This is a genomic window from Nodosilinea sp. P-1105 (genome assembly GCF_012911975.1).
In the GTDB taxonomy this organism is placed as follows: domain Bacteria; phylum Cyanobacteriota; class Cyanobacteriia; order Phormidesmidales; family Phormidesmidaceae; genus Nodosilinea.
Genome location: NZ_SMDQ01000009.1, coordinates 93,993 through 120,821, shown reverse-complemented (window position 1 = coordinate 120,821; position 26,829 = coordinate 93,993). Strand labels below are relative to the sequence as shown.

The window sequence follows — 26,829 nt, the reverse complement described above, 5'->3', positions numbered from 1 at the left end:
CCAAACTTCTTGATATCCCAATGCTCTGGTACTTCGCCTAGCCACTCGACGCCGGAGTCTTTCATGGGGACGGTGGGGTCAAGACCCTTGGTGACGGCATGGGAAATCACCGCCTGCCGCTTTTCCTTGAGCAGTTCGATCAGCCGCTGCTGCTCTGCAATCAATGCGTCAATCCGCGCCGTTTCGTGGTCTAGAAAATGAGCAATTTGGGTTTGCTCTTCAGCAATTGGTGCTGGTATCCGTAAAAAAGTTACAGATTCTTGGTTTATGTTTGGTTGCCCTCCACCCGTGGAGTAAAGAGAGATTATTACATCTCGGCTAAATTGCAACCAATAAAAAACAAACTTGGTATCTAGAACATTAGAGTCTCCCATTACACAACAGGCTTGATTAGTGGTTGCGTGCATACCTAGAATTCCTAGGCGTCCGATTGTTGCACCATACATAGCAATAGCAAGTGATCCGGGGGGATGAATCCGAAGCGCCGAAAAGTTGCTAAGTGCTTCTAAAGTCACAGCCTTTCTCGTTTCTGTTACGATATTCTCCCTTAATTCACCTGTTGTAATCCAAGGAGTTTTTCCGTTTTCATACCATTTCTCTTCATTGGGTGGCGGTGTTGTTCCGCTGCCAATCCATTTAAAGGCATGGGCGATTTTCCACGATTCCTAATGCTCAGGCACTTCCCCCAACCATTCCACCCCAGAATCCTTATACGCCTCATACTGGCAATCAGGTGATCTAATCTACCGGCCCTTACATCACCCTCAAGCTGCCGATCCCACCGTTCATCCAGATAACTTTGCAACCAGGTTGAAAGTTCTCGTACCTCTCCTTCTGGCAGTTCTTGAATAGCAGCAGCAATTTCTAGCAACGTCCTCATTGGCAAAACCTGCTGTGTACTGGTTCTATGGTATCCGTAACCCCATTCCCCCTCATGCCGACAGCGCCTCAATCATCTGCCCCTCCTGTCGCCACATTTAGGGCATAAAACTCATGGAGCTTTGCCTGCAACAGAGCCTTGTCTGGTAACTGTGTTTGATACTCCGCAATCAACGCAGGCGATAAAGCGCGATTCAGGGCATATTCCACCACCTCATCATCCTTACTCGCACACAGCAATACCCCAATCGCTGGATTCTCATGGGGCTTGCGCTCATCGCGATCAAGCGCCTCCAGATAAAAATTCAGCTTGCCCAAATACTCCGGCTCAAACCGTCCCACCTTTAGCTCCACCGCCACCAAACAATTCAACCCTCGATGAAAAAACAGTGGATCTAGCGCAAAATCGCGCCCACCCACCTGCACCGGATACTCCGAACCGATAAAACAAAAATCCCGCCCCAGCTCAATCAAAAAATTCTTCAACTGCCGCAGCAAACCAAGGTGTAAATCTGCCTCCGTATGCAGTTCTGGCAACTCCAGAAACTCCACCATATAAGCATCACGAAAGACACTCGCTGCCTCAGGATGAGATTGTGTCACCACTGGTGACACTTTTACCGGATTCAACACACTGCGCTCAAACAACGCCGCCTTAAACTGACGCTCCAACTCCCGGCTTGACCACTTCTCTTGAATCGCTAACCGCAGATAAAACTCCCGCTCCTCCGGACGTTTACTCTGACTGAGAATAATTAAGTTATGAGTCCAGGGCAATTGTGTCAGCAGTGCTGACACTTTTTCATCATCCCGATACGTTTCATAGAACTTTCGCATCCGAAAGAGATTACGGCGTGTAAATCCCCGCAACCCCGGCTGAGTCCGGGCCAGATAATCCGCCAACTGCTGCACCACCCCATCGCCCCACTCCGCTTGCGCCAGCTTGTGGCTAATGTAAGCCCCGACCTGCCAGTACAGCTCAACCAGGTGGGTATTCACCGCCTGCACTGCCTGCTGTCTAGCCGACTGAATCAGCGCCCCCACCTCCGCAAAGCTTTGCTCCGTTGCCGCATCTAGGGGAGCCGTCATGCCGACAACTCCTCGATCATTTGCTTGATGCGATCGGTGCAAGCCTTTAGATCTTGGTCAATCTCCTCCAAAGGACGCGGCGGCTGAAACACATAAAAATGCCGATTAAACGGAATCTCAAAGCCGACAATTCCCACCTCCCCATCTAGGGCATCCCGCTTGTCCTGATCGATCCAGGCATCGGGGACATGGGGCTTCACCTCCCGCTCAAAGTACGCATCAATCGACTCGCCTAAGGGCACATTCTCATAGTCCCGTAGCCCCGTATCTGGCTCCGGTGGGCCGTCCTTCTTGTCCTTGACCCGGCAAATCTCCGCCTCTGGGTGCCGCTCTCCAAACCCATTCAGCAAGCCCTTCAGCAGTGCCGCACTAGGCTTCAGCTCATGCACCGCCAACGCCTGCTTCAGCAACTTGCTAAACCGAGCCCGACTGAGATAAACCGGCTCATCCTCCAGGGTTTGCAGCGCCGTAATCAGGCGACTTTGCACCGCCCCATCCAGCTTTTGCACCACCTTTTCCGCCAACACCGCCTTAAGGCGTTCCTCTGTCACCTGAAACGCCAGCCGCAAAGGCCGCTCAATGGTAATGCGGCGATAGCCAAAGGCCTGATTCGGAAAAATCTTGCTCTGTAAGCGATCATGCTGCTCCGGATTGCCCGCAGCCGTGGCCTCAAACTGACCATAGAGCCGCACCAGCTGATTGATTTGGGCCTCATCCAGGTACTGCCGCTTGCTGCCCAGGGACTTACGCATTTTGCTAAATTGCTGGCTGCCGTCAATCAACTGCACCTGACCCCGGCGCGGCGCGGGCTTATTGTTCGACAAAATCCACACATAGGTGGCAATGCCCGTGTTGTAAAACATATCCGTGGGCAGGGCGACGATCGCCTCCACCAGGTCGTTTTGCAGCAGGTAGCGGCGAATCTCTGACTCCCCGCTGCCCGCCCCACCGGTAAACAGCGGCGACCCATTCAGAATAATGCCAATGCGAGAACCGCCCTCGCGGGGATCCCGCATTTTGCTCACCAGGTGCAGCAAAAACAACAGCGACCCATCCGACACCCGAGGCAGCCCCGGACCAAACCGCCCGTCAAACCCCCGTTCTTTATGCTCATCGGTGACCTGCTTTTGCACCTTCTTCCACTCCACCCCAAAGGGCAGATTGCTGAGCATAAAGTCGAAGCGGCTGGTGGCCAGCTGCTGCACAAAATCCTCAAAGTGGAAGTGCTCAAAGATTTCCCGCGCATCGGTGCTGAACGACTGCACGTAGCTGATCAGGTCATCAGCGGTCTGGGTATCTGACAGCGTGCCCAGGGACAGGGGCGAAGCGTTGTAAAACTGCTGGTTGGCCGCCCGCAACAGCAGCTTTTCACGCACCAGATCGGGCTTGGTCTGGTGTTCCCTCACTGCCGCCAATACCGTCTGCTTTGTGGTTTCTAGCACACACTCCAACCGTCGCAGCAGGGTAAACGGCAGAATGATGCGCCCATATTGGGACTGCTTGAAGTCGCCCCGCAGCAGGTCGGCAATCGACCAGAGAGAGGCAGCCGTTTGGGAGTGGTTGGTCGGGTTCATGGCGGCGATCACAGGGGGGATGGCAGACAGGCGTAGTCGTGCTATGGCCTGATCCAACCTTATCGAGAATTGGCCCCCTTGTCTCAGCCATGATCAATTGGCGTGAAGGCTTGGCGTAAGCTCTAGCGCGGATCAACGGAAGGGGCGCGTTCCACCAGGCGAATCTGATTTTGTCGGACCACCACCGTCGCCAGCGGTAAGGGATCAGAGGCGGGTCCTGAGAGTACTCGACCGTCGGCGTCATACTGGGAGTCATGGCAGGGGCAGATAAACCGGTCTTGGTCGGGGTGCCAATCGACGGTACAGCCCAGATGGGTACAAATGGGGCGAATGCCATAGGCGGCGATCGCGGGTCCGTCTTGGATCACCAGGTAGGTAGGTTCGCCATCGGGCAAGCCAGTTACAGCGGGGCGATCCCCTGGGGTGGTGGTGGGCAAAAACGTATCCACCGCGATCGCCTCGCCCTCGGTATCCAGGGCCTGTACCCCTGGCAAATAGTCAGCACAGCGGGAGTTCTGGGGAAACATGGAGCAGAGTTTTTCCAGGCTCACCTCTCGGCTAGCGACGGTTTCAGGACGCAATGTGCCAAAGGCGATGGCCCCCAGTCCTCCCCCAGCCAAATATTGCAGTAGGCGGCGACGGCGACGCGATAAGCGGGGCTGAGGACGGTGAAACTGAGGTGTCATGGGGGCTCCTGGGGTGGCTTTCTGTGATTAAGCTAACGAACCTGTCCGCTATCAGCAACGGTCCCTAGGGATAGAGCATTTCCAGGCAAACACGAGAATTATCATTTTCTGTTACCATGTAGCTTCGCTAGCTCATCCGGTCTGCGCTAGCCAACGGAATTTGCTTTTAGCCATTCTTTTGACATAAGTTCACTGCTCTTAGACTGGGCCCAGGTAGCTGATTTGGGATTAGGGGCACCACTCGGAGCAATTGCATCCATGACATTTGATACCCTCGGTCTTTCGACCGGCTTACTTCGTGCTGTCGCAGATCAGGGCTATGACCAGCCCACGCCGATCCAGCAGCAGGCGATTCCTGTAATTTTGCAGGGCCAAGATTTACTGGCCAGCGCCCAGACAGGCACTGGCAAAACGGCAGGCTTTACCCTACCGATGTTGCAGCGGCTGACCAGCAGCCCCAGCAATGGTCGCCGCACCCCCCGGGCTTTGGTGCTGACCCCCACCCGCGAACTGGCGGCCCAGGTGGGGGATAGCGTCAAAACCTACGGCAAGTATCTGCCCCTAAAAACTGCCATGGTTTACGGCGGCGTCAAGATTGGCCCCCAGTTTAAGCAACTGCGCCATGGGGTCGATATTTTGATTGCTACCCCTGGTCGCCTACTCGATCACCTCAACCAGCGCACGGTGGATCTGAGCCATGTGGAAATTTTGGTGCTGGACGAGTGCGATCGCATGCTCGACATGGGCTTTATCCATGACATTCGCAAGATCATGGGGAAACTGCCCGAAACCCGGCAAACCCTGATGTTCTCTGCTACCTTCTCGAAGCCCATCCAGCAGCTGGCCAATACCCTACTGAACGATCCCGCCCTGATTGAAGTGGCCCCCCGCAATACCACCGCCGAGCGGGTGGAGCAGGTGGTGCATCCAGTGGATCGCGATCGCAAGCGCGAGTTACTCTCCCACATGATTGGCTTCCACAATTGGGAGCAGGTGCTGGTGTTTACCCGCACCAAACATGGGGCCAACCGTCTGGCCGAGCAGTTGTCTAAGGATGGACTCAAAACCGCTGCCATCCACGGCAACAAAACCCAGGCCGCTCGCCAGAAAGCCCTGAAGGATTTCAAACAAGGTCGGGTGCGGGTGCTGGTGGCCACCGATGTCGCCTCCCGGGGGATTGATATTGATCAACTGCCCTATGTGGTCAACTTTGACCTGCCCAACGTGGCCGAAGACTATGTGCACCGGATTGGTCGCACCGGCCGAGCCGGTAACGAAGGCCGGGCCGTGTCGCTGATTAGTAGCGATGAACTGCACCTGCTAACCAAAATCGAGCGGTTGCTGAAGCAGTCCATCAGCCACGACATCGTACCGGGCTATGAGCCCTCCTTTTCTATGAAGTCTAGACCGGCTGGGAATAGTGCTCCACCCCGCCGTCGCTCCTCGAACCGTCGCCGCTCTGGGGGTGGGCCTCGGCCTGCGGTAGCGGGTCAGCGCCGAGCAGCGCCAACCCTAAAGAAAAAGGCCGCGCGCACAGCGTAACCTGATCGTGCGGTGAATGCATAACTAGAAACCGGGTTTCTGGGGAGTGGTCAGCTAAGGTCTGACACCCACCAGAAACCCGGTTTTTGGCTGTCTAGACCACATCCAAGGTTGAAGGCATTAGCGATCGCGATCGCGTTTGGTCATATAGGCCTTAACCATGGCGTGGGTGCCCCGTTCTGTTTCCCCTTTGGCGGGGCGGCGCTGGGTAAAACTGCCATCGGGGGCCATGTCCCAGGCTTGGCGATTATCCGCCAGCATAATATCCAGCACATCCTGAAGTTCGGCCATCAGGGCTGGGTCTTCCACGGGGGTGACCGCTTCCACTCGACGATCCAAGTTGCGGGTCATCCAGTCGGCACTACCGATGTAGTATTCGGGCTGGTCGTTGTTGTGAAAGCAGAAAATGCGGGAATGCTCTAGAAATTGGCCAATGACGCTAATCACCCGAATATTGTCGCTGACCCCCTTGATCCCCGGTCGCAGACAGCAGATGCCCCGCACAATCAAGTCGATCTCAACCCCGGCTTGGGAGGCTTCGTACAATAGCCGAATGATCTTGGCATCCACTAGGGAGTTCATCTTGGCGATAATTTTGCCCTGTCCCCCGGCTTGGGCATGGTCGATTTCGCGCCGAATCAAAGCTTCCATGGATGTCCGCAGGGTGTAAGGGGCCACCAGTAGTTTGCGGTAGGTCTGCTGCCGCGAATAGCCGGTGAGAAAATTAAATAAATCGGTCAGATCAGCCCCCAAATTCTCCTGGCAGCTGAACAGTCCCAAATCGGTGTACAGCTTCGAGGTTTTGGGATTATAGTTGCCAGTGCCAATGTGCACATAGCGGCGAATCTGGTCCCCCTCTTCTCGCACCACCAGGGTGGTCTTGGTGTGGGTTTTCAGCCCCACAATGCCGTAGACCACGTGCACCCCAGCATCCTCTAGAGTTTTGGCCCATTCGATATTGTTGGCTTCGTCAAATCGCGCTTTCAACTCCACCAGGGCCACCACTTGCTTACGGTTTTCGGCAGCGGTAATCAGCGCCTTGACGATTGGGGAATCCCCGGAGGTGCGGTAAAGGGTCATTTTGATCGCCAGCACCCGAGGATCGTGGGCGGCCTGGGTAATAAACTCCTGTACCGAAGCGGTAAACGATTCATAGGGATGGTGCACTAAGAGATCCCCCTGACGAATCACCTGGAAGATATCCGGGGGCTGCTCGGTGTAAGTGTTTTTATCTTCGTCGTCGATATCAATTACTGGCTGTAGCCGCAGCGGCACTAAGGGGGCCCAGGGTTTATCCTTGAGCTCCGGTAGGGGGAGAGATAAAAAGAAGAATAAGTCCCCCAGGTGCAGCATGCCATCGATCTCGAAGACCCGATCGGCTTTCACCTTCAGCTCTCGCATCATCCCCTGGCGCAGATCCTCGGGCATGGAGCTTTCCAACTCTAGGCGGCAGACAAACCCTTCCAGCCGCCGCTTGCTAATTTCCTGCTCGATGGCAAGCAGCAGGTCATCGGCTTCATCCTCAAGTACCGGAAAGTCGGCATCGCGGGTAATCCGAAACAGGTGATGCCCGCCGATGGTCATACCCGGAAACAAATAGTTCAGATTTGCAGCAATCACTTGTTCTAGGGGTACCCCAACCCAAAGACAGTCTTTCCCCTGGTGGGTACACAGGTCATCCGGCATACTAATGAAGCGGGGCAAGCTACCGGGCACCTTTATCCGGGCAAAGCGCTCCACCCCATTATCTGGATTGATCACCCGTACCGCCAGGTTCAAGCTGAGGTTAGACATGCGGGGAAAGGGGTGGGACGGATCGACACTGAGCGGAGTTAACACCGGAAAGATGCGTTTCTCGAAATAGTCCGTCAGATAAGCCTGTTGTTCTTGGCCCAGGTCGCTGTATTGCTTCAGGTGAACTCCATACTGGGTCAGGGCAGGCCGCAGGTCTTGCTCAAAGGTCTGGTGCTGGAGCTGGACTTGCTCAATCAGGCGCGATCGCAGCATCGCCAACTGCTTGGGGGGGGACAGCCCATCTGGGGTGGTCGGATGCACATCAGCGTCGGCCTGCTCCATCACCCCTGAGATCCGCACCATAAAAAACTCATCCAGGTTGGTGCTGTAAATCGCCAAAAACTTTAGTCGCTCTAACAGCGGCGTGCGAGGGTCTAAGGCTTCGTGTAGGACCCGCTCGTTAAACCCCAGCCAGCTGATCTCTCGGTTGATATAGTACTGATGATCGCTCAACGTTACCGCTGGATCAGCGGCTTCAGCCTTAGCCATTCTAGACTCCATGTTTTGTCGTCTGGGCATCGTAACCAACCAACTTGATGATTAGGTTAAGAGCCTATCCGAATAACCCAGCAAGACACCATATGTGGCGTAAATCAAGGATTGAAATACCGTAGTAGCGCTTTTAGTGACTTTTCGGATAGGTTCTAAGAGGGTTCCAACTAAATACTGATCTGGAATTTCAATGGGGCCGGCCCAACGGACCGAGTTCGCGTCCTGGCAATGAATGCTTTTTTAGTTGGGATACCCTATGGATGTTTCACCAGGATCTTAGCCTTTACGGCCGACTATCCGTTCCAACTCCAACTCAGACCCCCACCCGAGTTGGGGGGGCAGCGGCTAAACAATGCGATGGAACATCCCTCTAACCCTGCCTATTTCATTAACCAGAGAGATAAAGCTAACTCAATTGGCTTGGAGGTTGCACTCTAGTGATAATCTGGATGATGGCGCTTTGGAATGTAACAGTGACATAGAAGCCGCCATAACAGCTGATCATACGGAATAGGCGCAAGCATGGTCACCACAGCAGAGAAAACAAACGTTGGCTACATTACTCAAATTATTGGCCCCGTTGTGGACGTTAAGTTCGCAAGTGGTCAGTTACCTAAAATCTACAATGCCCTAAAGATTAGTGGCACCAATCCCGCCGGTAATCAGGTGTCTGTTACCTGTGAAGTGCAGCAGTTACTGGGCGATTCCCAGATTCGGGCGGTGGCAATGAGCGGCACCGATGGTCTGGTGCGGGGTATGGAAGTGGTGGATACGGGGGCTCCGATTAGCGTGCCGGTTGGGGCGCCTACCCTGGGTCGTATCTTCAATGTCTTGGGCGAGCCCGTGGACGAAAAGGGCCCCGTCAACATGGAAAATACCTCCCCCATTCACCGGGATGCCCCTAAGCTGATTGAGCTAGAAACCAAGCCAACGGTTTTTGAAACTGGAATTAAAGTTATCGACCTGCTGGCTCCCTACCGTCGGGGAGGTAAAGTTGGTCTATTTGGTGGGGCCGGTGTCGGCAAAACCGTACTGATTCAAGAACTGATTAACAACATCGCCAAAGAACACGGCGGCGTGTCTGTGTTCGGTGGTGTGGGCGAGCGCACCCGTGAGGGCAATGACCTCTACAACGAATTTATCGACTCCGGCGTGATCAACGTAGATGACCTGGGCCAGTCCAAAGTGGCTTTGGTATACGGTCAAATGAACGAGCCCCCCGGTGCTCGGATGCGGGTGGGCCTGTCAGCGTTGACCATGGCCGAGTATTTCCGTGATGTTAATAAGCAGGATGTGCTGTTGTTCATCGACAACATCTTCCGGTTTGTCCAGGCAGGTTCTGAGGTGTCAGCGCTGCTGGGTCGGATGCCTTCGGCTGTGGGCTATCAGCCTACCCTGGGTACCGATGTAGGTGATTTGCAAGAGCGGATTACCTCTACCCTAGAAGGGTCAATTACCTCCATTCAAGCGGTATATGTGCCAGCGGATGACTTGACTGACCCTGCTCCGGCCACCACCTTTGCCCACTTGGATGCCACCACAGTGCTATCTCGGGCCCTGGCCTCTAAGGCCATTTACCCGGCGGTTGACCCCCTCGATTCCTCTTCGACCATGCTGCAGGCCAGCGTCGTCGGCGAAGAGCACTACCAAACCGCTCGGGCGGTGCAATCTACCCTACAGCGCTATAAGGAACTGCAAGACATCATCGCCATTCTCGGTCTCGATGAACTATCTGAAGACGATCGCTTGATTGTGGCCCGTGCCCGCAAGATCGAGCGTTTCCTGTCCCAGCCTTTCTTTGTGGCTGAGATATTTACCGGTTCCCCCGGTAAATATGTCTCCTTAGAAGACAACATCAAGGCCTTCAAACAAATTTTGTCCGGCGAGCTGGATGATATCCCTGAGCAGTGCTTCTACCTCAAGGGGGGCATCGAAGATGTATTTGAAGCCGCTGAAAAGCTGAAGGCTGACTCCAAGTAGACTCTCCTGCTAGGTGGATGGCCTGTTCAGCTGGCTTCCACCTAGTGTGCTTTCAAGATCACCTATCCCACTGTTGCTATGGCATTAACCGTTCGCGTAATTGCCCCAGACAAAACCGTTTGGGACTCTGAGGCAGAGGAAGTCATTCTGCCCAGTACCACTGGCCAACTGGGGATTTTAGCTGGCCATGCTCCCCTGCTTACCGCCCTAGATGTGGGGGTGATGCGGGTCCGAGCCGATAAGACCTGGGTGCCCATTGCGTTGATGGGGGGCTTTGCAGAGGTCGAAAGCAACGAAGTGACCATCCTCGTAAATGGGGCTGAGCGTGGCGATGCCATTGACCAAGCCGCTGCTAAAGCTGCCTATGCTGAGGCTGAAACCCGCCTCAGTCAAACCAGCGCTGATGATAAGCAGGCGATGATTCAGGCTAAACAAGCGCTGAAACGGGCTCGGGCTAAGTTGCAAGCCGCAGGCGGCATGAAGTAAATGGCAAAAAACCGCCTGCATGCAGGCGGTTTTTTAAGGGTGTTGAATCAATCGAGTCTCTGATCAATCAGGAGTTAGCCGATCACGAACTACCTGTGAAGGTGATTTCGGGAAACCGATCCTGAGCCTCGGTCAGGGATTTACCTCTACCTTCTTCTTGCCAGTAATTAATGATTTCCGTTGCTTTGTTAAGCACCTCAACCCGTTCTTCTTCTTCAATCCAGGGTTTGCTCTCAAGCTCGGTTTTCATTTCTTCCCAAGCATCGTTGCGCGGCCAAAAGAAGTAGGATGTCAGCGGACTGGTGCCCTTACCTACGACCTGGTCAACCGCTAGAGCCACATCATTTTCTAGCCAGAGAACCTTTAGTACAAATCTGGACAAGCACACCTCCGACGTAATGTTAAGAATACTACAGTCTATAATCCTACCATCTTTGTTGTTTAGCGTTAAGGCTGCGACATCATTCCATGACTTTTTTGGCAACATCCTGGGCAATTTTGATTTTTGATATTGATGGGGTGATTCGGGATGTGGGCGGGTCGTATCGTCGAGCCCTGGCGGATACTGTGGAACAGTTCACTGATGGGGCTTACCGTCCCACGGCTGAAGCAATTGATGCCCTCAAGAGTGAAGGGACCTGGAATAACGATTGGCAGGGGTCCCAGGAATTGGTCTATCGTTATTTTGAGGGTCAGGGGCGATCGCGAGGCACCATAGCTTTGAACTATGACGACATCGTCGATTTTTTTCAGCGGCGTTACCGGGGGGCTGACCCCACTGACCCAAACCAATGGACGGGTTACATTACCGAGGAGCCTTTGCTGGTCGATCGGTCTTATTTTGAGGCGCTGACCAATAGCCAGGTAGCTTGGGGGTTTTTTAGTGGTGCTACCCGGGGATCGGCCCACTATGTGCTGACCCGCCGTCTGGGCTTAGATCACCCGGCCCTGGTGGCCATGGAAGATGCCCCTGGCAAGCCTGATCCCACTGGACTGTTTGCGGTTGTGGAAACTCTGACTCAGCAAGCTCATCTGGCCCCAGATCTACCGGTGATCTATACCGGGGATACGGTGGCGGATATGCACACCATCGTCAAGGCTAAGGCGCAACAGCCTCAGCGACGCTGGCTAGGGGTGGGGGTATTGCCCCCCCATGTGGTAGCCAAAGGCGGCGATTATCAACAGCGCTATGGGGCGGCTTTGCAGACAGCCGGGGCAGAAGCTGTGGTTGACCAGGTCACAGCGTTGACCAGCCAGCGGGTGCGACAATTGATATAGCTTGGCGGGGTATGGCTGGTTTCAGGTTCAAGGATGGTAGCCGAATGGTTGAGCCAATGATGTTTTCTCAACGGACCCGGAAGCGGTTTGGCCAGCACTGGTTGACCAGTGAAAAGGTGCTTCACGCCATGCTAGAAGCGGCGGCGGTGACTCGACAAGACTGTGTGTTGGAAATTGGCGCCGGCACCGGGGTGCTGACTAAATGGCTGATGCCCCTAGCTGATGCCGTCGTGGCGGTCGAAATTGACTGGGACCTCTGCCGTCGGTTGCAAAACCAGTTTGCCCAGGTCGATAATTTTCGTCTGGTGCAGGGGGATGTGTTGGGGTTGGACTTAGGGGCGATCGCCCCAGCTAAAGATTTTCCCTTTGGCCCCCCCAACAAAGTGGTGGCTAACATTCCCTATTACATTACTGGGCCAATTCTAGAAACGCTGCTGGGTAGCCTGGCTACCCCTAACCCCAACCCCTATGACACCATTGTGCTGCTAGTGCAAAAAGAGGTGGCTGAGCGGTTGTATGCCAAGCCCGGCACCAAGGCGTTTGGGGCGTTATCGGTGCGGGTGCAGTATTTGGCGGCCTGTCGGCTGGTGTGCCCAGTACCGGCTAAGGCTTTTCGGCCACCGCCGAAGGTAGATTCGGCCGTGGTCCAGCTGACTCCTCGGCCCCTGGCCACCCCAGCGGTGGACCCCGAGGGGCTAAACCAGTTGGTGACGTTGGGGTTTAGGAGTAAACGCAAGATGCTGCGGAATAATTTAAAGGGAATCTGCGATCGCGATTCCCTGACCACCCTGATGACTCAACTGGGCATTGCCGATACCGCTCGGGCCGAAGATCTGAGTGTGGACCAGTGGGTGGCCCTGGCTAATCAGCTCGGTCAGGGCAACAAAAACCTGGAGGAATCCTAGTATCCTAGACACAAGTGGCTTCATTCATGGCAGAGGAACAATCATGAGCGACTGGTTAGACCATAGCGTGGTGGTAGACGTGGATATTCCTGTGGAAACTGCCTGGGCTCTGTGGTCCGACTTAGAGCAAATGCCCCGCTGGATGAAATGGATTGACTCGGTGCGGGTGCCCGAAGATAATCCAGAACTGTCGGAATGGAAGCTGGCGTCTCGGGGGTTAGAGTTTACCTGGCGTTCTAAAATCACCAACCTGGTCACCCATCAAATTATTCAGTGGGAAGCGATTGATGGCCTACCGAACCGGGGGGCGATTCGGTTTTATGACCGCAAAGAGGGCAGATCGACGGTGAAACTGACCGTATCCTATGCGGTGCCAACGATTGTTAAATGGATGGATGGTCTATTTTTAGGGCGCTTAGTAGAAGCCACCCTACAGTCAGACCTGAATCGATTCCGGGACTATGCCATGGCGGCCAAACAGCAACAGTCGTCTTAAGGGGTGATGGGGCTAACGGTTCAGCAGATTCAAACGCGCTTGGCCCGGGGGCAATTTGAAGCCTTATTTCGTGACGATTTAGGTTGGGCGGCCCCTGAAGCCCCAGACCTGCCCCCAGACCTACCGGGATCGGTACGGGTGCTGGCTCGTCGCGAGACGGCAGCGGTGATTTTGGTCACCGGAGCGACGGCGGCAGGAGAGTTTCCCTGGTCAGCCCCTTCTGGGCCTCCATCCACAGGCCCTGCCCTGGTTGAAGCATTCACCCCCGCCTACCCCGATCCGCTCGTGATTTGGCAGGATGCGGCCGGTCAGCGCTGTCTCTGGTACTGGCGGGGAAGTGTGGCATCCCAGGCCCACTGGCGGACTCACAGTGGGATAGTCGGGGTCGGTAGCCTCCCCTGGGCCACCAAGTTGCTGCGACTCCAAGCCGATCGCCCCGCAACTCCCCTGTACAAGGCGCTCAACACCCTAGAGGTGACCCCGACCCCAGCCCAAGTGCAGGAGTTTTTGTCCAGTTGGCAGAGCCTGGGCCAGGCCCTGGGGGCGATTCCCCAAGCTGCCGATCGTCATCACTATGCCGTGGTGCTCTTAGCCCGTTTAATTGCCCTGGTGGCGCTGCAGCGGCGGGGCTTTTTGGCGGCAGACGAGTGGTACTTGCATAACCAGTTTGGCCAGAGTCAGCAGCGGGGGGCAGACCGATTTTTTCAAGATATTCTGCAACCGCTGTGTCATCAGGGGCTGGGGCTACCGCTGGAGGAGCGATCGCGGCTGATCCAACAGCAGTTGGGCCCCCTCCCCTTTTTGCCCACTGGGCCATTCACCCCAGGAGACTTAGATCGACGCTGGGGTCAACTTCCCCTCGGCGATCGCGCCTTTGAGCCAGCCCTGACCTGGTTGGGGGATTTGGCCCCAGACACCGCTACACCGCTGGTGTATCAGTTGCGCCCGCTTCTGGAGGCCGCTGTCAACCAGCATAGCGGTACCTCCCTGATCACCCCAGAGCCAGGGGCCTGGGCCCTCTGCGATCGCACCCTCAAGGCCACCCTGCTGGACTGGGCTGAACCGCTGCTGGGCTACCGCCCGCCATCGCTGGAGAACCTGTGGCTCAGCCTTTCCCCGGCCCAGGCGGGGGCCCTACTCCAGCGGCTGGGGCAGATCACTGTGCTGGATCCAGCCTGTGGCTCTGGACGTTATCTCGGCTGGGGCCTAGAGCAGTTGATGGCTTTGGCCCAGATCTTGATTGCCATTGCCGACCTCGATCACACCGCTGCTGTCCCCGACTGGGTCCAACCGTCCCCCCTTGCCCTATATGGTCAGTTTGCGGGGCACAGCCTCTACGGCCTTGACCTGTGGCCACCAGCGGTGGAACTGGCCCGCCTGGGCCTCTGGTTGACGGGGGTGGCGTACAGCCAAGCGCCCGAGGACCTGGCCCGCCTGCCAGATCTGAGTCTGACCCTGTTGCAGGGCAATGCCCTGATTGGGCTCGTGCGGGTTGACTCGGAACGGTTTGACCAGATCCCGGCCAAAGGGCGGCGGAGTGCCAACCATGCGCCCCCGTTGCAGGGGAATCTGCTGCAGCCGTTGCTGGCCGATACCTACCAGTCAGTCCTGGCCGAGCGCCAGGTGCGCCTAGAGCACTACCGTAGCCAGACCCGCCTGCTGGCGGAAGCGGGGAGTGTGCCGACCTATGCCCAGGCGGACTTTTTGCGCGATCGCTTGGACGACCTCAACCGCATTGCCCAGGATAAACTCACCCATCTACTGTGGAGCGAAGGCAGTCAACAGCTCAGCATTCGGGTGGCCGATAGTGCCGGGTCCCGCCAGACTCGCCCCCTGGCGATCGCCGATGTGGAAGCGGTCAACCCCTTCCATTGGGGGTTTTACTTTCACGATCTACTGCGCGATCGCATCTCTGAGCCACAAGCCGACGGCCAGGGGGGCTTCGACATCATTCTCAGCCATTTCCCGGGTGGGACGGTACAGCCCACCGCCACTGAGTTTATCGACCTCTATCAGGATTTATTCCAGGCCAAGGGGGTGGCCCCTTCCACCTTTCTGCATAACCACCCCCAGGTGCTAGCCATTGCCCCTGACCTGGCCACCGCCTGGGATCACTATCGCGGTCAGTTTGCCCTGCCAGACAAATATTTCCGCCGCTCGGGCCAATATCCCTGTGCCGCCCAAAGCCAGGGACGACTTTACTGGTCGCGGCTGTTTCTGGAGCGGGCAGTGCAGTTACTGCGTCCTGGGGGGCGCTGTGGGGTGATGCTGGACCCCTTTTGGGCCAAGACGAACAGTGCCCCCCTACGCCACTGGCTGGAACGTCACACCACCCTAGAGGCGGTGGTCGATTTATCTAATCAGCAGGGTCTATGGCCTGACGTCCCCGGCCGCACGGCCCTCTGCCTGTTGTGGCTACAGCGTCAGGGGCCTACCACCACCTGTCCCTATAGTGCCCATAGCCGAGTCGCCAACGCCCTGGCCCCAGAGGCCTTAGGGGCGGCGTTGCAACGCCTGATCCACCTGACGGAAAAGGGACGCTAAATCAGTGGCATTGTCGAGCACCACATCGGCCCGGGCGGCTTTTTGGTCCAGGGGCATTTGGCTTTGAATGCGGGCGGTTGCTTGGGCTGGGGTAAGGTGATTGCGGGCCATCAGCCGCTGCTGCTGCTGCTCTGGGGGACAAGTCACCACCCAAATCTCGGTCACCTGGTCGGTCAATTCTGCTTCAAATAGCAGTGGGATCACTTGCACCACCACTGGCTCTGCGGCCAATGCCGCCATAGCAATGGTAAAGCTCTGGCGCACCAGCGGATGAATCTGCTGCTCTAGCCAGGTCTTTTCGGTGGGATCGTTAAAGACAAGATCCCCTAACCGGGACCGATTGAGGTGGCCATCTGGGGTCACCATGGCCACCCCGTAGCGGGCTTGAATCGCCTCCAGCACCGACGACCCTGGTGACACCGCCTGGCGGGCATAGATATCGGCATCCAGCACCGGTAGCTGGTGGGTGGTTTGCAAATAGTCAGCCACGGTGGATTTGCCTGTGGCGATGCCGCCGGTTAGTCCGATGATCCGCTGGCCCATGCGGCGATCGCCTCCGTAAGCGCATCTAGGGTATAGGTTGCTGGCTCAATATCCACTCGCCCGAGTTGTTCTCGGCAGGTGTGCGAGGTTTTCGGGCCAATGGAAGCCACCGCTACCCCTGCTAGCCACTGTCGCCAGTTAGGGCCTAGCCCCTGCTCCAGTAGTTGGCTAGTGTGCCCTACGGTTTTTGAACTGGCAAAGGTGATAACGTCCACCTGGCGATCGCGCAAAGCGTCGATCGCGCTGGCTTCTGGCCTTAACGGACAGCCCGACTCATAGGCCGCCACCTCCACTACCTCAGCCCCAGCGACGGAAAACGACTGCACCAGCACCTCTCGCCCACCGCTTTCCACCCGGGGAAACAAAATCCGCTGTCCGGCTACCGACTCGGGGAAGGTTTCCACCAGCGAGTCGGCCACAAAGTCGGGGGGAATAAAATCAGGGCTCAACCGCCATTGCTGCAGTACGGCGGCGGTTTTCTGACCCACTACCGCAATCTTTAGCCCCCCCAAGGCCCGCAGATCATGGCCCTGGTCCCACAGACGCTGGAGGAAAAAGTTAACAGCATTGGCCGAGGTGATGATGAGCCACTGAAAGCTGGAGAGCGCCGCGATCGCCCGATCCACCGAGTCCCAACTAGAGGGGGGGCGAATTTCCAGGGCTGGCATCTCAACCACCCTGGCCCCTCGGGCCGTGAGCAGGTCGGTGAAGGAACTGGACTGGCCAGCGGAGCGGGTGATCAGGATGGTTTTGCCGGTCAGGGGTGGGGCGGTAGGGACGGTCCCCGTGTGTCCGCCCTCTGGAGATGGGGGGATGGGGGGATGGGGGGATGGGGGGGGAAAGGCAACGGTAGGGGCGGTACCTGTGTGTCCGCCCTCCAGGGATGGAAGAGTGGGGAGGTCGGGCATCAGGTAGGGACGTAGGCGTACCACCTCGCCAAATACCATCACACAGGGGGACAGGGATTGCCCCTTCACTACCTGGCGAATGCTGAGCAACGTGCCTTCCCACACCTGCTGCTGGTCGTGGCCGCCCCAGCGAATAATCGCCACCGGCATATCGCCCCGACAGCCATTGTGCTGCAAGCGGCGCACAATTTCCTCCAGGTGGCGGCTACCCATCAAAATCACCAGGGTATGCAGTCGCGCCAGGGAGGGCCAGTCCAGCAGATCTGGGTTATGGGCTGTGACCACCCCAAATCCGTGGCTCCAGACCGGGTCCGTCAGCGGGATCCCCGCCAACAGCGGGGCGGCCAGGGCCGAGGAAACCCCTGGCACCACTTCAAAGGGACAGTGGGCTGCCTTCAAAGCCTGCACCTCTGAGGCGGTACGGCCAAAGATAAACGGATCACCACTTTTCAACCGCACCACCTGCCGTCCCTGGCGGCAGAGGTTGACCAGCAACTGGTCGATATCCCCCTGGGCCGGGCTGGGTCGCCCGCCCCGCTTGCCGACGTCAATGGTTTCGCAGTGGGGAGAGAGTAGGGTGAGCACATTGGGATCGACCAGGGCATCGTGCACTAGACACTGCGCCTGTTGTAACAGGCCATAGCCTCGCAGCGTCAGGTAATCGAGGCGGCCCGGTCCAGCCCCCACGATGTATACCCTGCCCATCTGTTGCTCTGCCCCTGTCATCAACGATCACCCTGTGTGTAGAGTCGCCTGTTCCGCCTTGGACATTACTATAGACCTAACCGCCTTACCATGTTGCTAATCTCTATTTGCTATGGAATCCAAGTCTTTCCTAGACGCCTTAAACCCAGACTCGATGGTGGTCAAACCTGGTCACCCAGTGAAGCTGAAGGAGTTTGATCCTGGCTTTACCGGAGGGTTTAAGAAAAAAGAGGCTAAAGACTTTCTGCAGGACGGTATTGAACAACTGGCCAAATACCAGGATGTGCTTTACGCCCAAAATACCTATGCCCTACTGTTGATCTTCCAGGCCATGGACGCTGCCGGTAAAGACAGCACCATCAAGCATGTGATGTCGGGGGTTAATCCCCAGGGATGCCAGGTGGTTAGCTTTAAGCAACCCTCTGAGGAAGAACTGGATCACGACTACCTGTGGCGATCCAGCAAAGCCTTACCTCGTCGGGGCAATATCGGTATCTTCAACCGCTCGTACTACGAAGAGGTGCTGATTGTGCGGGTCCACCCCGAGATCTTAAATAACCAGCAATTGCCGGACACTGTCCGCGGTCCCCACATTTGGCAGCAACGGTTTGAGGAAATCAACAACTTCGAAGAGTACCTGGTCAACAACGGCATTGTGGTCCTGAAGTTCTTTTTGAATGTGTCCAAAGAAGAACAGCGGCAGCGCTTTTTGAAGCGGATTAATCGCCCAGACAAAAACTGGAAGTTTTCTGTCGCTGACGCCAAAGAACGCCGCTACTGGGACGACTACCGGGCCGCCTACGAAGCTGCCATCACCCACACCAGCACTGACTGGGCCCCTTGGCATGTGATTCCGGCTGACCACAAGTGGTTCACTCGGTTGGCGGTGGCTAGCTTCATTTACCAGAAGCTCCAGTCTCTCGACCTGGCCTATCCTGAGTTGGAAGACAACCATCTGGAGCGCCTGCAAGAGGCGAAAGTCATGCTAGAAAAGGAAGCCAAGTAGTTTCCAGCTGTGACAGGAGTAATGTCCTAAACGCCATGGCCATCGCTATATTTGGCTGCGCACAGCCTGTTCACATTCCATCAGGGCCTGGCTACTACCAATGGTTTTTGCCCGTTGCAATACCTGAGGAATCAGATCCTTGATCGGTAGGGTCGGAAAAGTGGGGCTAGTATCCACGTCCTGATAATCACCGGCTTGCAACTGATATATCGTCAACTTGCCGGTGTCGTAAATCCATAGCTCGGGAACACCAATAGCCTGATACGCCTCGGTTTTAGTTTTAGAGGTGACATCACTTTCAATCGCCAGATCTGGCGGCGGATCTACAGCCAGATCAATGCGGTCTTTACCGATAATCGCCTGCTGATTTTGGATGTAAAAACAGTCATCCGGCTCCACACCCGCTAGATTAAGCCGCTTGAAGGTAGTGGAGCGTAGGGACTCCCAAGGCCGTTGCTGCAGTCGCAAAATGATTTTGACCACGTCAGCGATCACGACAATTACCCTTTCATGTTCGGGAAGGGGGGCCATAATATCCAGCGTGCGATTCCAGTAGTGAATTCGAGGTAGACGGCGATGATCACCCCGATGAGCCAGCAGGGCTTCATATTGTGTCCAGGTGACATCGTTAATCAATAGGTGGCTGCCTGGGGATAGCTCGATGGTGGTGATTGGTAGGGTGACCAGATTAAGCGTAGTCATCGAACGATTCTCCTGACGCCATAGTGCGATTGTATCCCTGACGCTATCAAATCTCTACACCTGTTAATTCTCAATTCAAGACTTGACCCTGCTCTAGGCTGACGGGCAAGCGACACCCCCTACTAGTGGTCTGTCAATTCTAAATTTGTAGGTTGGGTGGCGCGTCAGCAGAACCCAACAAGGCTGACTGCTGTTGGGTTTCACTGCGTTTCACCCAACCTACGGGACCCTAATTTTTAGTCTTGACGCTGCACTAGGCTTTGCTGTTCTAACCAGGCGGCCACCTGAAACAGCTTGACCTCCTGATATGGCGCAGCCACCAATTGAACCCCGACGGGCAACTGGCCAGGGCGGTGGATCGGCACCGACAGCACCGGCAGGCCGATAAACGAGAGGGGCTGGGTATAAAACCCCAGGTGGGGGCGCAGGGGAAAGGTGTCGCCATCGATAGTCAGCGTGGTTTGGTCTAAGGGTGGGGCGACGCAGGGGGTCGTGGGGGCCAACAGTACATCGTAGGACTGCAGGATGTCTCGAACGCGATCGCGGTACCAGCGTCTTAACCGCTGGGCCTGCACATACCAGGCAGCCGGGAGCATGGTTCCGGCTAAAAAGCGATCGCGGGTGGCGGGGTCAAAATCCATGGGGTGGTGACGCAGGCGGTCCAGGTGCAGTTGGCTGCCTTCGCAGGCGGTGATCAGGTAAGCGGCGGCTCTGGCCCGGTGGGTTTCGGGAAAGTCTACCTGGGCTGTAACCCCTAGGGCCTGGGCTACGTCATCAACGACTGTGCGCACCCCGGGCTCCATGCCGCGATCGAAATGTCCGCCCAAGCGGGCCAAGCGCAAACCCTGAATGCCCTGATTTAAGGCTGGAGTAACGGGTTCTGGGGACCGTTGGGTACATACGGGATCGGCCGGGTCTGGCCCCTGCAGAGCGTCATAGACCGCCGCCACATCGGTCACCGACCGACCGAACGGCCCCACGTGGTCAAGGCTGCTGGCAAACAGGTAGGCCCCAGCCCTGGATAGTCGTCCGTAGGTGGGCTTTAGGCCATATACTCCACAGAGGGACGCTGGTACTCGAATGGACCCATTGGTGTCGGACCCCAGGGTAACGGGTACCAACCCGGCGGCTACCGCCGCCGCCGACCCGCCGGACGACCCGCCCGCCATCCGGCGGGGATCGTGGGGGTTGGGGGTGGTGCCAAAGTGGTGGTTGATGGTGACAAAGCCGTAGGCGTACTCGTCCATGTTTAGCGCCCCCACCAGAATGGCCCCGGCCCCAGTCAAACGAGCGATCGCGGTAGCATCTTGGCTCGCTGGGGGATTGCCCTGGTTCAGTTTGGCCCCCGCTAGGGTGGTTATTCCCTGAATATCAAACAGATTTTTGACTGCAAAGGGGACGCCAGCTAAGGGACCGGGGTCTTGGCCAGCGGCGATCGCCTGATCGATCGCTTGGGCCTGCTGCCTGGCGCGATCGGCGGTGATCGCTGTAAAGCAGTTAAGGGCAGGATTTTGCGTTTGCAGGGTGGTCAGGGTCGCTTCAACCACTGCTAGGGCCGACAGGTGTCCCTGTTTAACAGCGGCAACCAGGGCCAGGGCATTTTGGGGTGGGGTCATAGCAGAAGCTTGGTCGGGGATGGTCTGGGTCATTTCTATAGACTGCACCCAGGCACTGGGGTTACGGCTCGAAGGTTGCGGCACTTTCGATGGTGTCGGGTAGCGCAAAGGTGATCACAGGCTGGGCGATCGCGCGGATATGCTCTAGATTAGCCACCACCCCAGCCTGAAGACTGGCAGGAACAGGAAGATCTAGCATGGTAGCCATGGCTGCCACATAAGCGGCCGTGTCAGAGGGAGGGAGCCCAGGAGATTCTCCATGAGCAGCGGGGGGAGCAGGCATTGACGTCTAAAAACACTAAGGGCAATAACAATATTGAATCATGGTTAACCCACCCAGCTCAGCCGCGTCGCTTTGCGGCGTCGGTTGGAGCGCAAGCTTTTTCATATGCTGATGAGTTCATGTACGCTAGCTCTGCCGCTAGCAATGTCTAGCAGCACCACGCCCTCTGACTCCGCGTCCAGCTGTGCAAGCAGCTCTCCACAAGCATTCCAAGCGGCCGACTGACCAACGCCGACAAAGCCATCGCTCGGCCCGATACAGTTCGCCATGATCACAAATATATTGTGTTTGCGTGCGACGGCGGGATAGTGCACCATTGCCTTGGCAAGACCACCAGCCGGTTTGGCAACACTGGCTAGATAGATCTCGGCAGACAATGCGGCCGCGCTGTCGGCATGATCCATCTGAAGCGACTCGTAGCAAATGGCAGGGACGAGCTTGTGGCCGCCACTCTCTAACACAAGCTGCTCAGCGCCGGGCACAAAGTAAGGATGTTCGTCGATATGTAGTTGTTGCTTGGCGTACATGCGACGAGCTACGCCAGGTGCGAACCAGAACATCCCGATATGCACGCCAGCAACCGTGGTGACAGGCATGCCGACCCCTATGAGTAGGTTATCTCTGTCGCTGCACTCCTGGAACATGTCGAGTCGGGGATCAGCCGTACCGATAGCCAGTGAGCTCGCGAGCCGTGGTTCAAAGCCCGTGAGCGAAAGCTCAGGAAAGAAAACTAAATCTGCCTGCTGGGCAACGGCCAGCTCGATGAGCTGAAGATGCTTAGCAACGTTCGTTGCGAAATTGCCTGCGGCTGGTCGAAGTTGAGCGGCACACACTTTCATGGTTGGGCGCTATTGAATGAGGGTATGACGGTAGAACTCCGCTGCAAGCATTGAATAAACGGCATGATTACATACTTGCCGTGCAGCCAATTAACAAACTGAACCCCTGCCCGATTCAAGTTTCAGCGAAGCCTGCTGTGATAGGTATTGCGGCTTGGCTCTAGCCCTTTTACTTAGGAGAAATCGCTGCGCGCTCTCCCTGCACTGCTCAGAGCCAGACCCCGATTCCAGTGCCGATTGGGCAACCCCGATTCTTTTTTGGAAAACACTCATGATCCTTTGGCGACAAACGATAGGTGTCAGTTTAGGTTTCGTGGCCGCCAGCAGCCTGTGGACTGTAGCCCAGGCCTACCCCGGTCCAGCAGACGGTGTAGAGGCTCCAAGTTTAGGTCAGGTGGACGAGGCGCTAGCCGAGGCGTCAACACCTGAGCCAGGACAGGTTGCGGCTATAACGCCCGACCAGAGTTTGCTGGAGGCTCTGGCTGAGGAAACTCTGGTTGCCCCAGACCCCACCCTAGAGGCTGACTTGATCGCCCCCCCCGCACTCGCGATCGCTCCAGTGACCACAGAGGTATTAGAACAGCTTTCGCAGGAGCAACTGGCCGCGATCGCCTCTATTATTTCGACTGCAGAAGCGTCAGCCAGCGCCAACCTTGTAGCAGAGCTGCCCCCCGAGATTTTAGCTCAGTTAGACGTTTTACCCATTATCGAACGCCAGGTGGGTCGCAGACGGTGGATGCCGACGGGGTTGGTCAGACGGTTGCGGGTGCCCCAGTTGGTTGCCGCTTTGATTCGCCAGCCCAAAAATACGGCTCTGGTCATGTTGGGTAACCACATTGTGGTTGTCAATCCCGTCACTGGTGCAGTCTTGGGGGCGGTGCTATCAGCCTTGTAGGGAATAGGCCAATCTCCTGTGCCAGACTATGGTGTACAGAGTTGCCGGGCTGTCCCCTATGACGATTCCATTAATTCAGGTTGATGCCTTTACTGATACCGCCTACAGGGGCAACCCAGCGGCCGTATGTGTGTTGCCTCAGGCTCTCCCTGATCGGTGGATGCAGCAAGTGGCCCAAGAAATGAATTTGTCAGAAACAGCTTTTGTCTATCCTGAAGCCGACTGCTACCGGCTACGCTGGTTTACCCCCACCGTAGAAGTAGATCTCTGCGGCCACGCTACCCTGGCCACCAGCCACGTTCTGTGGACTGAAGGCTACCTCAACCCCAACCAGGTCGCCAAATTCCACACCCGCAGTGGTGTCCTCACCGCCAGCCGCCGAGCCAACTGGATCGAGCTAAATTTTCCGACCAACCCATCCCAGGCGATCGCGGTTCCAGTTGGGTTAGCCGAGGCCCTGGGAGCCCCGATTAAAGCCGTGGTGGAAAATTCCCTGGGCTACTTAGTCGAGCTCGATTCAGCCGCCAGGGTAAAGGCGCTAAAGCCGGATTTTATTGCCCTTCAGCACTATCCTGTCCACGGAGTCATCGTTACCAGCCGCAGCCAGGCCCCCTATGATTTTGTCTCTCGCTTTTTTGCCCCCGCCATTGGTATCAACGAAGATCCGGTGACCGGCTCTGCCCACTGCTGCCTCAGCCCCTACTGGCGGGATGAGCTGGGCAAAACCACCTTTCTGGCCTATCAGGCTTCCCCCCGAGGCGGCGTGGTCCAAGTCAACGACGAGGGGGAGCGCGTCCGCCTTAGCGGTCAAGCCGTCACTGTCCTGCGGGGGGTGCTATTGAATGTGGCTGTTTAGAGACATTCTGTAATATCCACCAGTCTGGGGACAGGAATCTTCTAACCTAGAGCTGAAGCAACCCCCAGACATTATGCCCCGGCTGAAGATTGTAGATGCCTACGACTCATCCTTTACCCTTGACCCTGAGGCCCGCCAAGCTCTATTTAGCCTGCTAAACCAGGCAGCATTTCGGCAGCAAATTTGCGCTCAGCTCAGCTGTGCCCAGGTAGCCTTCACCGAGCTATTGTTTCAGCCGGTGCCCTACACGGCCCAAGCCACCAAGGGCATGCCCCCAGAGTACGAGCCGTACCACGACTCCCCTGACTACGCCATTATCAACGTGCCGCCCAACTTTATGTTCAAGGCAAAAGTGTTTAAGCCCAGTCGCCTCTGCGCCATTTACCAAATTTTGACTGGGCCCAACCCAAACCCAGAGGAGGCTTAGCATGACCCTTGATGTCCAGGCCCCGCTGCTTCGAGAGTTAGAATTTCTGCCCTACTGCGATGATCACGGGCGGCTGCCTCAGCAGTTCTCGAAGGCAGTCGGTATTTATGCTATTTATGATGCCGAGAAAACCCTACAATTTGTCGGCTATTCTCGCGACATCACCATGAGCCTGAAGCAGCATCTGGTCCGTTGCCCCCACGCCTGTCACTGGGTCAAGGTGACAACCATCGAGCGCCCAAATCGCACCCTGCTAGAGACGATTCAGTCAGCCTGGTTGGCGGAAAGTGGTACGCCGATTGGCGGTGATATCGACCAGACTAGGTGGACAGAGCCGATCGATGTCAAAGGGCAAATGACCCCAGACGAACAGAATCGGTATCAAGCCGCAGTCACTGAAATTGAGCAGGCAAAGTGCCTGAAAAAGATTGCCCAGCGGGTGGAAGCAGACCTATTAGCGCTGCTTAAAACCCGAGGCATTTGTGAACCCTTACGGTTTGACCCCAAGCTAAAAGAACAGGGGTTGCTGAATATCAAACCCTGACCTGACTCTCAAACGCTAAAATTCAAAGTTTCTACTGGCGGGCCGTGAGGCTAAAGTTGCGGAAATGCTTGGCTTGTTCTTCAATCCGGCAGGCAATGCGATCGCACACCAAACCACACAGCTCAAAAATCAACTCATCCGCCACCCGGTAATAGGCCGATGTTCCCTCAGTGCGGCGACTGAGAATGCCTGCCTGCAACATCACCTTCAAATGCTTTGACACATTAGCCTGACTGGTTTGGGTGGCATCGACCAACTCTTGGACGCATTTTTCTCCCTCCCGTAGCAGGTTCAGGATCCGTAGGCGCATAGGCTCGCTCAAGACACTGAAATACTCAGCCACTTGTTGCACCACCTCAACCGAAACCGGCTCACCAGTATTCATTACAAAAATGCACATGAGGAATTCTCAAACATCTTAACAACTTTTTCATTTTTCAAGCCATCGATAGCAATAGAGTCATGGAAAGAAAGGGCGCAACGTGAGATTCTAAGGGGGAGACCTATCCACCCAGAGGACTTCCGTGAAAGCCATCACCCTACTCGGATCGACCGGTTCCATCGGCACCCAAACCCTGGATATTCTGGAACATCACCCCGATCAGTTTCGCTTAGTGGGGATCGCAGCGGGAAACAATGTCGAGTTGCTGGCCCAACAAGTACGCCAGTTCAAACCCGAGATTGTGGCCATCTGCAACCCTGATAAAGTTGCAGAGCTGCAAACGGCCCTGGCGGACCTCGACCCCCAGCCGCAAATTTTAGCGGGCCAGGATGGCATCGTGGAAGTCGCCCGCTATGGCGACGCCGAGGCGGTGGTCACTGGCATTGTTGGCTGTGCTGGCTTACTGCCAACCCTGGCTGCCATTGAAGCGGGTAAAGACATTGCCCTGGCCAACAAAGAGACCCTGATTGCCGGGGGGCCAGCAGTGTTGCCCCTGGTGAAAAAACACGGGGTCAAGTTGCTGCCGGCTGACTCTGAACATTCCGCCATCTTTCAATGTTTGCAGGGGGTCCCCCAGGGGGGACTGAGGCGGATTCTATTGACCGCCTCGGGGGGCGCCTTCCGGGATTGGCCGGTGGATAAGCTGGCCCAGGTCACAGTCGCTGACGCCCTTAAGCATCCCAACTGGTCCATGGGCCGCAAGATCACCGTTGATTCAGCCACCTTAATGAATAAAGGGCTGGAGGTGATCGAAGCCCATTACTTGTTCGACATGGACTATGACCACATCGACATTGTTATCCATCCCCAGAGCATTATTCACTCCTTAATCGAGCTACAGGACACCTCAGTGCTGGCTCAACTGGGCTGGCCGGATATGCGCCTGCCCCTGCTCTATGCCCTCTCCTGGCCCGAGCGGATCTACACAGACTGGGAGCCCTTAGACCTGGTGAAAGCGGGCAACCTCACCTTCCGGGACCCCGACCACGCCAAATATCCCTGTATGGATTTGGCCTATGCAGCGGGCCGGGCCGGCGGCACCATGACCGCCGTCCTGAATGCCGCCAATGAGCAAGCTGTGGCCCTATTCTTAGAAGAAAAAATCCACTTTCTCGATATCCCTAAAGTCATTGAGGGCGTCTGCGATCGCCACCGGTCCCACAACATAGCCCAGCCAGCCCTGGCCGATATTCTGGCAGCCGACCAGTGGGCCAGAGCCGAGGTGATTAGCGTCAGCGAAACCCTGCCTAAAGCCACCGTGATGACGATGGGGTAATCGCTAGGGCATCGGTACAGTACGTCAAGATCCCAGGGTTCT

The 26,829-nt window shown here is 56.3% G+C and carries 25 protein-coding genes and 1 pseudogene; 13 read left to right on the top strand and 13 right to left on the bottom strand.

Annotation, left to right across the window (positions count from 1 at the left end; translation table 11 throughout):
- Nucleotides 1–161 precede the first annotated feature (161 nt).
- From E1H13_RS27910 to E1H13_RS06365, 4 genes and pseudogenes are all read right to left on the bottom strand, one after another.
- Nucleotides 162–632: pseudogene (locus E1H13_RS27910) on the bottom strand (restriction endonuclease subunit S); the annotation flags it as partial.
- A 316-nt stretch (nt 633–948) separates the two neighbouring features.
- Complete coding sequence (locus E1H13_RS06375; RefSeq protein WP_169612562.1) at nt 949–1,968, bottom strand: PDDEXK nuclease domain-containing protein; 1,020 nt, start codon at nt 1,966–1,968, stop codon at nt 949–951.
- The gene (locus tag E1H13_RS06370; protein ID WP_169612581.1) at nt 1,965–3,542 is read right to left on the bottom strand and encodes a type I restriction-modification system subunit M; all 1,578 of its coding nucleotides are present in this window, start codon (nt 3,540–3,542) and stop codon (nt 1,965–1,967) included. The genes E1H13_RS06375 and E1H13_RS06370 overlap by 4 nt, the downstream gene beginning before the upstream one ends.
- 122 nt (nt 3,543–3,664) lie before the next feature.
- On the bottom strand, nt 3,665–4,228 hold the full coding sequence (locus E1H13_RS06365; RefSeq protein ID WP_169612561.1) for a Rieske 2Fe-2S domain-containing protein: 564 nt from the start codon (nt 4,226–4,228) through the stop codon (nt 3,665–3,667).
- A 258-nt stretch (nt 4,229–4,486) separates the two neighbouring features.
- On the opposite strand from E1H13_RS06365, the gene E1H13_RS06360 reads away from it, so the two are divergent.
- Nucleotides 4,487–5,770 (top strand): DEAD/DEAH box helicase, encoded by a 1,284-nt coding sequence (locus tag E1H13_RS06360; RefSeq protein WP_169612560.1) that lies wholly within the window; start codon nt 4,487–4,489, stop codon nt 5,768–5,770.
- Between the two features lie 120 nt (nt 5,771–5,890).
- On the opposite strand, the gene ppk1 is transcribed toward E1H13_RS06360, so the two are convergent.
- Entirely contained in the window at nt 5,891–8,053 is a 2,163-nt protein-coding gene (gene ppk1, locus E1H13_RS06355) for a polyphosphate kinase 1 (protein ID WP_169612559.1), read from the bottom strand.
- A gap of 525 nt (nt 8,054–8,578) precedes the next feature.
- Here ppk1 and atpD point away from each other — a divergent pair.
- On the top strand, nt 8,579–10,036 hold the full coding sequence (gene atpD, locus E1H13_RS06350; protein ID WP_169612558.1) for a F0F1 ATP synthase subunit beta: 1,458 nt from the start codon (nt 8,579–8,581) through the stop codon (nt 10,034–10,036).
- Nucleotides 10,037–10,114: 78 nt separating this feature from the next.
- Nucleotides 10,115–10,522: an ATP synthase F1 subunit epsilon gene (gene atpC, locus E1H13_RS06345; RefSeq protein ID WP_169612557.1), complete on the top strand. Its 408-nt coding sequence runs from the start codon at nt 10,115–10,117 to the stop codon at nt 10,520–10,522.
- An 82-nt stretch (nt 10,523–10,604) separates the two neighbouring features.
- Here atpC and E1H13_RS06340 read toward each other — a convergent pair whose 3' ends face one another.
- The gene (locus E1H13_RS06340) at nt 10,605–10,910 is read right to left on the bottom strand and encodes a 30S ribosomal protein PSRP-3 (RefSeq protein ID WP_347404129.1); all 306 of its coding nucleotides are present in this window, start codon (nt 10,908–10,910) and stop codon (nt 10,605–10,607) included.
- 80 nt (nt 10,911–10,990) lie between these two features.
- Between E1H13_RS06340 and E1H13_RS06335 the strand changes: the two genes are divergently transcribed.
- From E1H13_RS06335 to E1H13_RS06320, 4 genes are read left to right on the top strand one after another with little or no spacing between them, the layout of a single operon-like run.
- Complete coding sequence (locus E1H13_RS06335) at nt 10,991–11,800, top strand: TIGR01548 family HAD-type hydrolase (RefSeq protein WP_169612555.1); 810 nt, start codon at nt 10,991–10,993, stop codon at nt 11,798–11,800.
- Between the two features lie 59 nt (nt 11,801–11,859).
- Entirely contained in the window at nt 11,860–12,705 is an 846-nt protein-coding gene (rsmA, locus tag E1H13_RS06330) for a 16S rRNA (adenine(1518)-N(6)/adenine(1519)-N(6))-dimethyltransferase RsmA (protein WP_169612580.1), read from the top strand.
- 43 nt (nt 12,706–12,748) lie between these two features.
- Nucleotides 12,749–13,201 (top strand): SRPBCC family protein, encoded by a 453-nt coding sequence (locus E1H13_RS06325; protein ID WP_169612554.1) that lies wholly within the window; start codon nt 12,749–12,751, stop codon nt 13,199–13,201.
- A gap of 6 nt (nt 13,202–13,207) precedes the next feature.
- Nucleotides 13,208–15,745, top strand: coding sequence for a hypothetical protein (locus E1H13_RS06320; protein WP_169612553.1), 2,538 nt, complete (start codon nt 13,208–13,210; stop codon nt 15,743–15,745).
- Here the strand turns inward: E1H13_RS06320 and coaE are convergent.
- Nucleotides 15,695–16,288, bottom strand: a complete 594-nt coding sequence (coaE, locus tag E1H13_RS06315) for a dephospho-CoA kinase (RefSeq protein WP_169612552.1) — start codon at nt 16,286–16,288, stop codon at nt 15,695–15,697. The genes E1H13_RS06320 and coaE overlap by 51 nt on opposite strands.
- Complete coding sequence (cobA, locus tag E1H13_RS06310; RefSeq protein WP_169612551.1) at nt 16,264–17,922, bottom strand: uroporphyrinogen-III C-methyltransferase; 1,659 nt, start codon at nt 17,920–17,922, stop codon at nt 16,264–16,266. The genes coaE and cobA overlap by 25 nt, the downstream gene beginning before the upstream one ends.
- Nucleotides 17,923–18,013: 91 nt before the next feature.
- On the opposite strand from cobA, the gene E1H13_RS06305 reads away from it, so the two are divergent.
- Nucleotides 18,014–18,907: a polyphosphate kinase 2 family protein gene (locus E1H13_RS06305; protein WP_169612550.1), complete on the top strand. Its 894-nt coding sequence runs from the start codon at nt 18,014–18,016 to the stop codon at nt 18,905–18,907.
- A 45-nt stretch (nt 18,908–18,952) separates the two neighbouring features.
- Here E1H13_RS06305 and E1H13_RS06300 read toward each other — a convergent pair whose 3' ends face one another.
- The 4 genes from E1H13_RS06300 to E1H13_RS06285 all read right to left on the bottom strand — a co-directional run bounded on the left by E1H13_RS06300 (nt 18,953) and on the right by E1H13_RS06285 (nt 22,347).
- Nucleotides 18,953–19,609, bottom strand: coding sequence for a Uma2 family endonuclease (locus tag E1H13_RS06300; protein WP_169612549.1), 657 nt, complete (start codon nt 19,607–19,609; stop codon nt 18,953–18,955).
- 236 nt (nt 19,610–19,845) lie between these two features.
- Nucleotides 19,846–21,225 carry an AtzE family amidohydrolase gene (locus E1H13_RS06295; protein WP_169612579.1) on the bottom strand — a complete coding sequence of 460 codons (1,380 nt, stop codon included), beginning with the start codon at nt 21,223–21,225 and terminating at the stop codon, nt 19,846–19,848.
- A 61-nt stretch (nt 21,226–21,286) separates the two neighbouring features.
- On the bottom strand, nt 21,287–21,424 hold the full coding sequence (locus E1H13_RS06290) for a DUF4089 domain-containing protein (RefSeq protein WP_240966491.1): 138 nt from the start codon (nt 21,422–21,424) through the stop codon (nt 21,287–21,289).
- A 185-nt stretch (nt 21,425–21,609) separates the two neighbouring features.
- Nucleotides 21,610–22,347 (bottom strand): carbon-nitrogen hydrolase family protein, encoded by a 738-nt coding sequence (locus E1H13_RS06285; RefSeq protein ID WP_169612547.1) that lies wholly within the window; start codon nt 22,345–22,347, stop codon nt 21,610–21,612.
- Between the two features lie 271 nt (nt 22,348–22,618).
- On the opposite strand from E1H13_RS06285, the gene E1H13_RS06280 reads away from it, so the two are divergent.
- The 4 genes from E1H13_RS06280 (at nt 22,619) to E1H13_RS06265 (ending at nt 25,069) form a co-directional block, all read left to right on the top strand.
- Entirely contained in the window at nt 22,619–23,242 is a 624-nt protein-coding gene (locus tag E1H13_RS06280) for a hypothetical protein (RefSeq protein ID WP_169612546.1), read from the top strand.
- A 58-nt stretch (nt 23,243–23,300) separates the two neighbouring features.
- Nucleotides 23,301–24,098: a PhzF family phenazine biosynthesis protein gene (locus tag E1H13_RS06275; protein WP_169612545.1), complete on the top strand. Its 798-nt coding sequence runs from the start codon at nt 23,301–23,303 to the stop codon at nt 24,096–24,098.
- Between the two features lie 73 nt (nt 24,099–24,171).
- Nucleotides 24,172–24,525, top strand: coding sequence for a hypothetical protein (locus tag E1H13_RS06270; protein WP_169612544.1), 354 nt, complete (start codon nt 24,172–24,174; stop codon nt 24,523–24,525).
- Between the two features lies 1 nt (nt 24,526).
- Nucleotides 24,527–25,069 (top strand): GIY-YIG nuclease family protein, encoded by a 543-nt coding sequence (locus E1H13_RS06265; protein WP_169612543.1) that lies wholly within the window; start codon nt 24,527–24,529, stop codon nt 25,067–25,069.
- Between the two features lie 31 nt (nt 25,070–25,100).
- Here E1H13_RS06265 and E1H13_RS06260 read toward each other — a convergent pair whose 3' ends face one another.
- Entirely contained in the window at nt 25,101–25,454 is a 354-nt protein-coding gene (locus E1H13_RS06260) for a metalloregulator ArsR/SmtB family transcription factor (protein WP_169612542.1), read from the bottom strand.
- Between the two features lie 139 nt (nt 25,455–25,593).
- Here E1H13_RS06260 and dxr point away from each other — a divergent pair, with 139 nt between their 5' ends.
- Nucleotides 25,594–26,787, top strand: a complete 1,194-nt coding sequence (dxr, locus tag E1H13_RS06255; protein WP_169612541.1) for a 1-deoxy-D-xylulose-5-phosphate reductoisomerase — start codon at nt 25,594–25,596, stop codon at nt 26,785–26,787.
- Nucleotides 26,788–26,829 lie beyond the last annotated feature (42 nt).

Coding starts and splice junctions, on each gene's coding strand:
- E1H13_RS06375 (WP_169612562.1), bottom strand. CDS start 1,968: ATGACGGCTCCCCTAGATGCGGCAACGGAGCAAAGCTTTGCGGAGGTG.
- E1H13_RS06370 (WP_169612581.1), bottom strand. CDS start 3,542: ATGAACCCGACCAACCACTCCCAAACGGCTGCCTCTCTCTGGTCGATT.
- E1H13_RS06365 (WP_169612561.1), bottom strand. CDS start 4,228: ATGACACCTCAGTTTCACCGTCCTCAGCCCCGCTTATCGCGTCGCCGT.
- E1H13_RS06360 (WP_169612560.1), top strand. CDS start 4,487: ATGACATTTGATACCCTCGGTCTTTCGACCGGCTTACTTCGTGCTGTC.
- ppk1 (WP_169612559.1), bottom strand. CDS start 8,053: ATGGCTAAGGCTGAAGCCGCTGATCCAGCGGTAACGTTGAGCGATCAT.
- atpD (WP_169612558.1), top strand. CDS start 8,579: ATGGTCACCACAGCAGAGAAAACAAACGTTGGCTACATTACTCAAATT.
- atpC (WP_169612557.1), top strand. CDS start 10,115: ATGGCATTAACCGTTCGCGTAATTGCCCCAGACAAAACCGTTTGGGAC.
- E1H13_RS06335 (WP_169612555.1), top strand. CDS start 10,991: ATGACTTTTTTGGCAACATCCTGGGCAATTTTGATTTTTGATATTGAT.
- rsmA (WP_169612580.1), top strand. CDS start 11,860: ATGTTTTCTCAACGGACCCGGAAGCGGTTTGGCCAGCACTGGTTGACC.
- E1H13_RS06325 (WP_169612554.1), top strand. CDS start 12,749: ATGAGCGACTGGTTAGACCATAGCGTGGTGGTAGACGTGGATATTCCT.
- E1H13_RS06320 (WP_169612553.1), top strand. CDS start 13,208: ATGGGGCTAACGGTTCAGCAGATTCAAACGCGCTTGGCCCGGGGGCAA.
- coaE (WP_169612552.1), bottom strand. CDS start 16,288: ATGGGCCAGCGGATCATCGGACTAACCGGCGGCATCGCCACAGGCAAA.
- cobA (WP_169612551.1), bottom strand. CDS start 17,922: ATGACAGGGGCAGAGCAACAGATGGGCAGGGTATACATCGTGGGGGCT.
- E1H13_RS06305 (WP_169612550.1), top strand. CDS start 18,014: ATGGAATCCAAGTCTTTCCTAGACGCCTTAAACCCAGACTCGATGGTG.
- E1H13_RS06300 (WP_169612549.1), bottom strand. CDS start 19,609: ATGACTACGCTTAATCTGGTCACCCTACCAATCACCACCATCGAGCTA.
- E1H13_RS06295 (WP_169612579.1), bottom strand. CDS start 21,225: ATGACCCCACCCCAAAATGCCCTGGCCCTGGTTGCCGCTGTTAAACAG.
- E1H13_RS06290 (WP_240966491.1), bottom strand. CDS start 21,424: ATGCTAGATCTTCCTGTTCCTGCCAGTCTTCAGGCTGGGGTGGTGGCT.
- E1H13_RS06285 (WP_169612547.1), bottom strand. CDS start 22,347: ATGAAAGTGTGTGCCGCTCAACTTCGACCAGCCGCAGGCAATTTCGCA.
- E1H13_RS06280 (WP_169612546.1), top strand. CDS start 22,619: ATGATCCTTTGGCGACAAACGATAGGTGTCAGTTTAGGTTTCGTGGCC.
- E1H13_RS06275 (WP_169612545.1), top strand. CDS start 23,301: ATGACGATTCCATTAATTCAGGTTGATGCCTTTACTGATACCGCCTAC.
- E1H13_RS06270 (WP_169612544.1), top strand. CDS start 24,172: ATGCCCCGGCTGAAGATTGTAGATGCCTACGACTCATCCTTTACCCTT.
- E1H13_RS06265 (WP_169612543.1), top strand. CDS start 24,527: ATGACCCTTGATGTCCAGGCCCCGCTGCTTCGAGAGTTAGAATTTCTG.
- E1H13_RS06260 (WP_169612542.1), bottom strand. CDS start 25,454: ATGAATACTGGTGAGCCGGTTTCGGTTGAGGTGGTGCAACAAGTGGCT.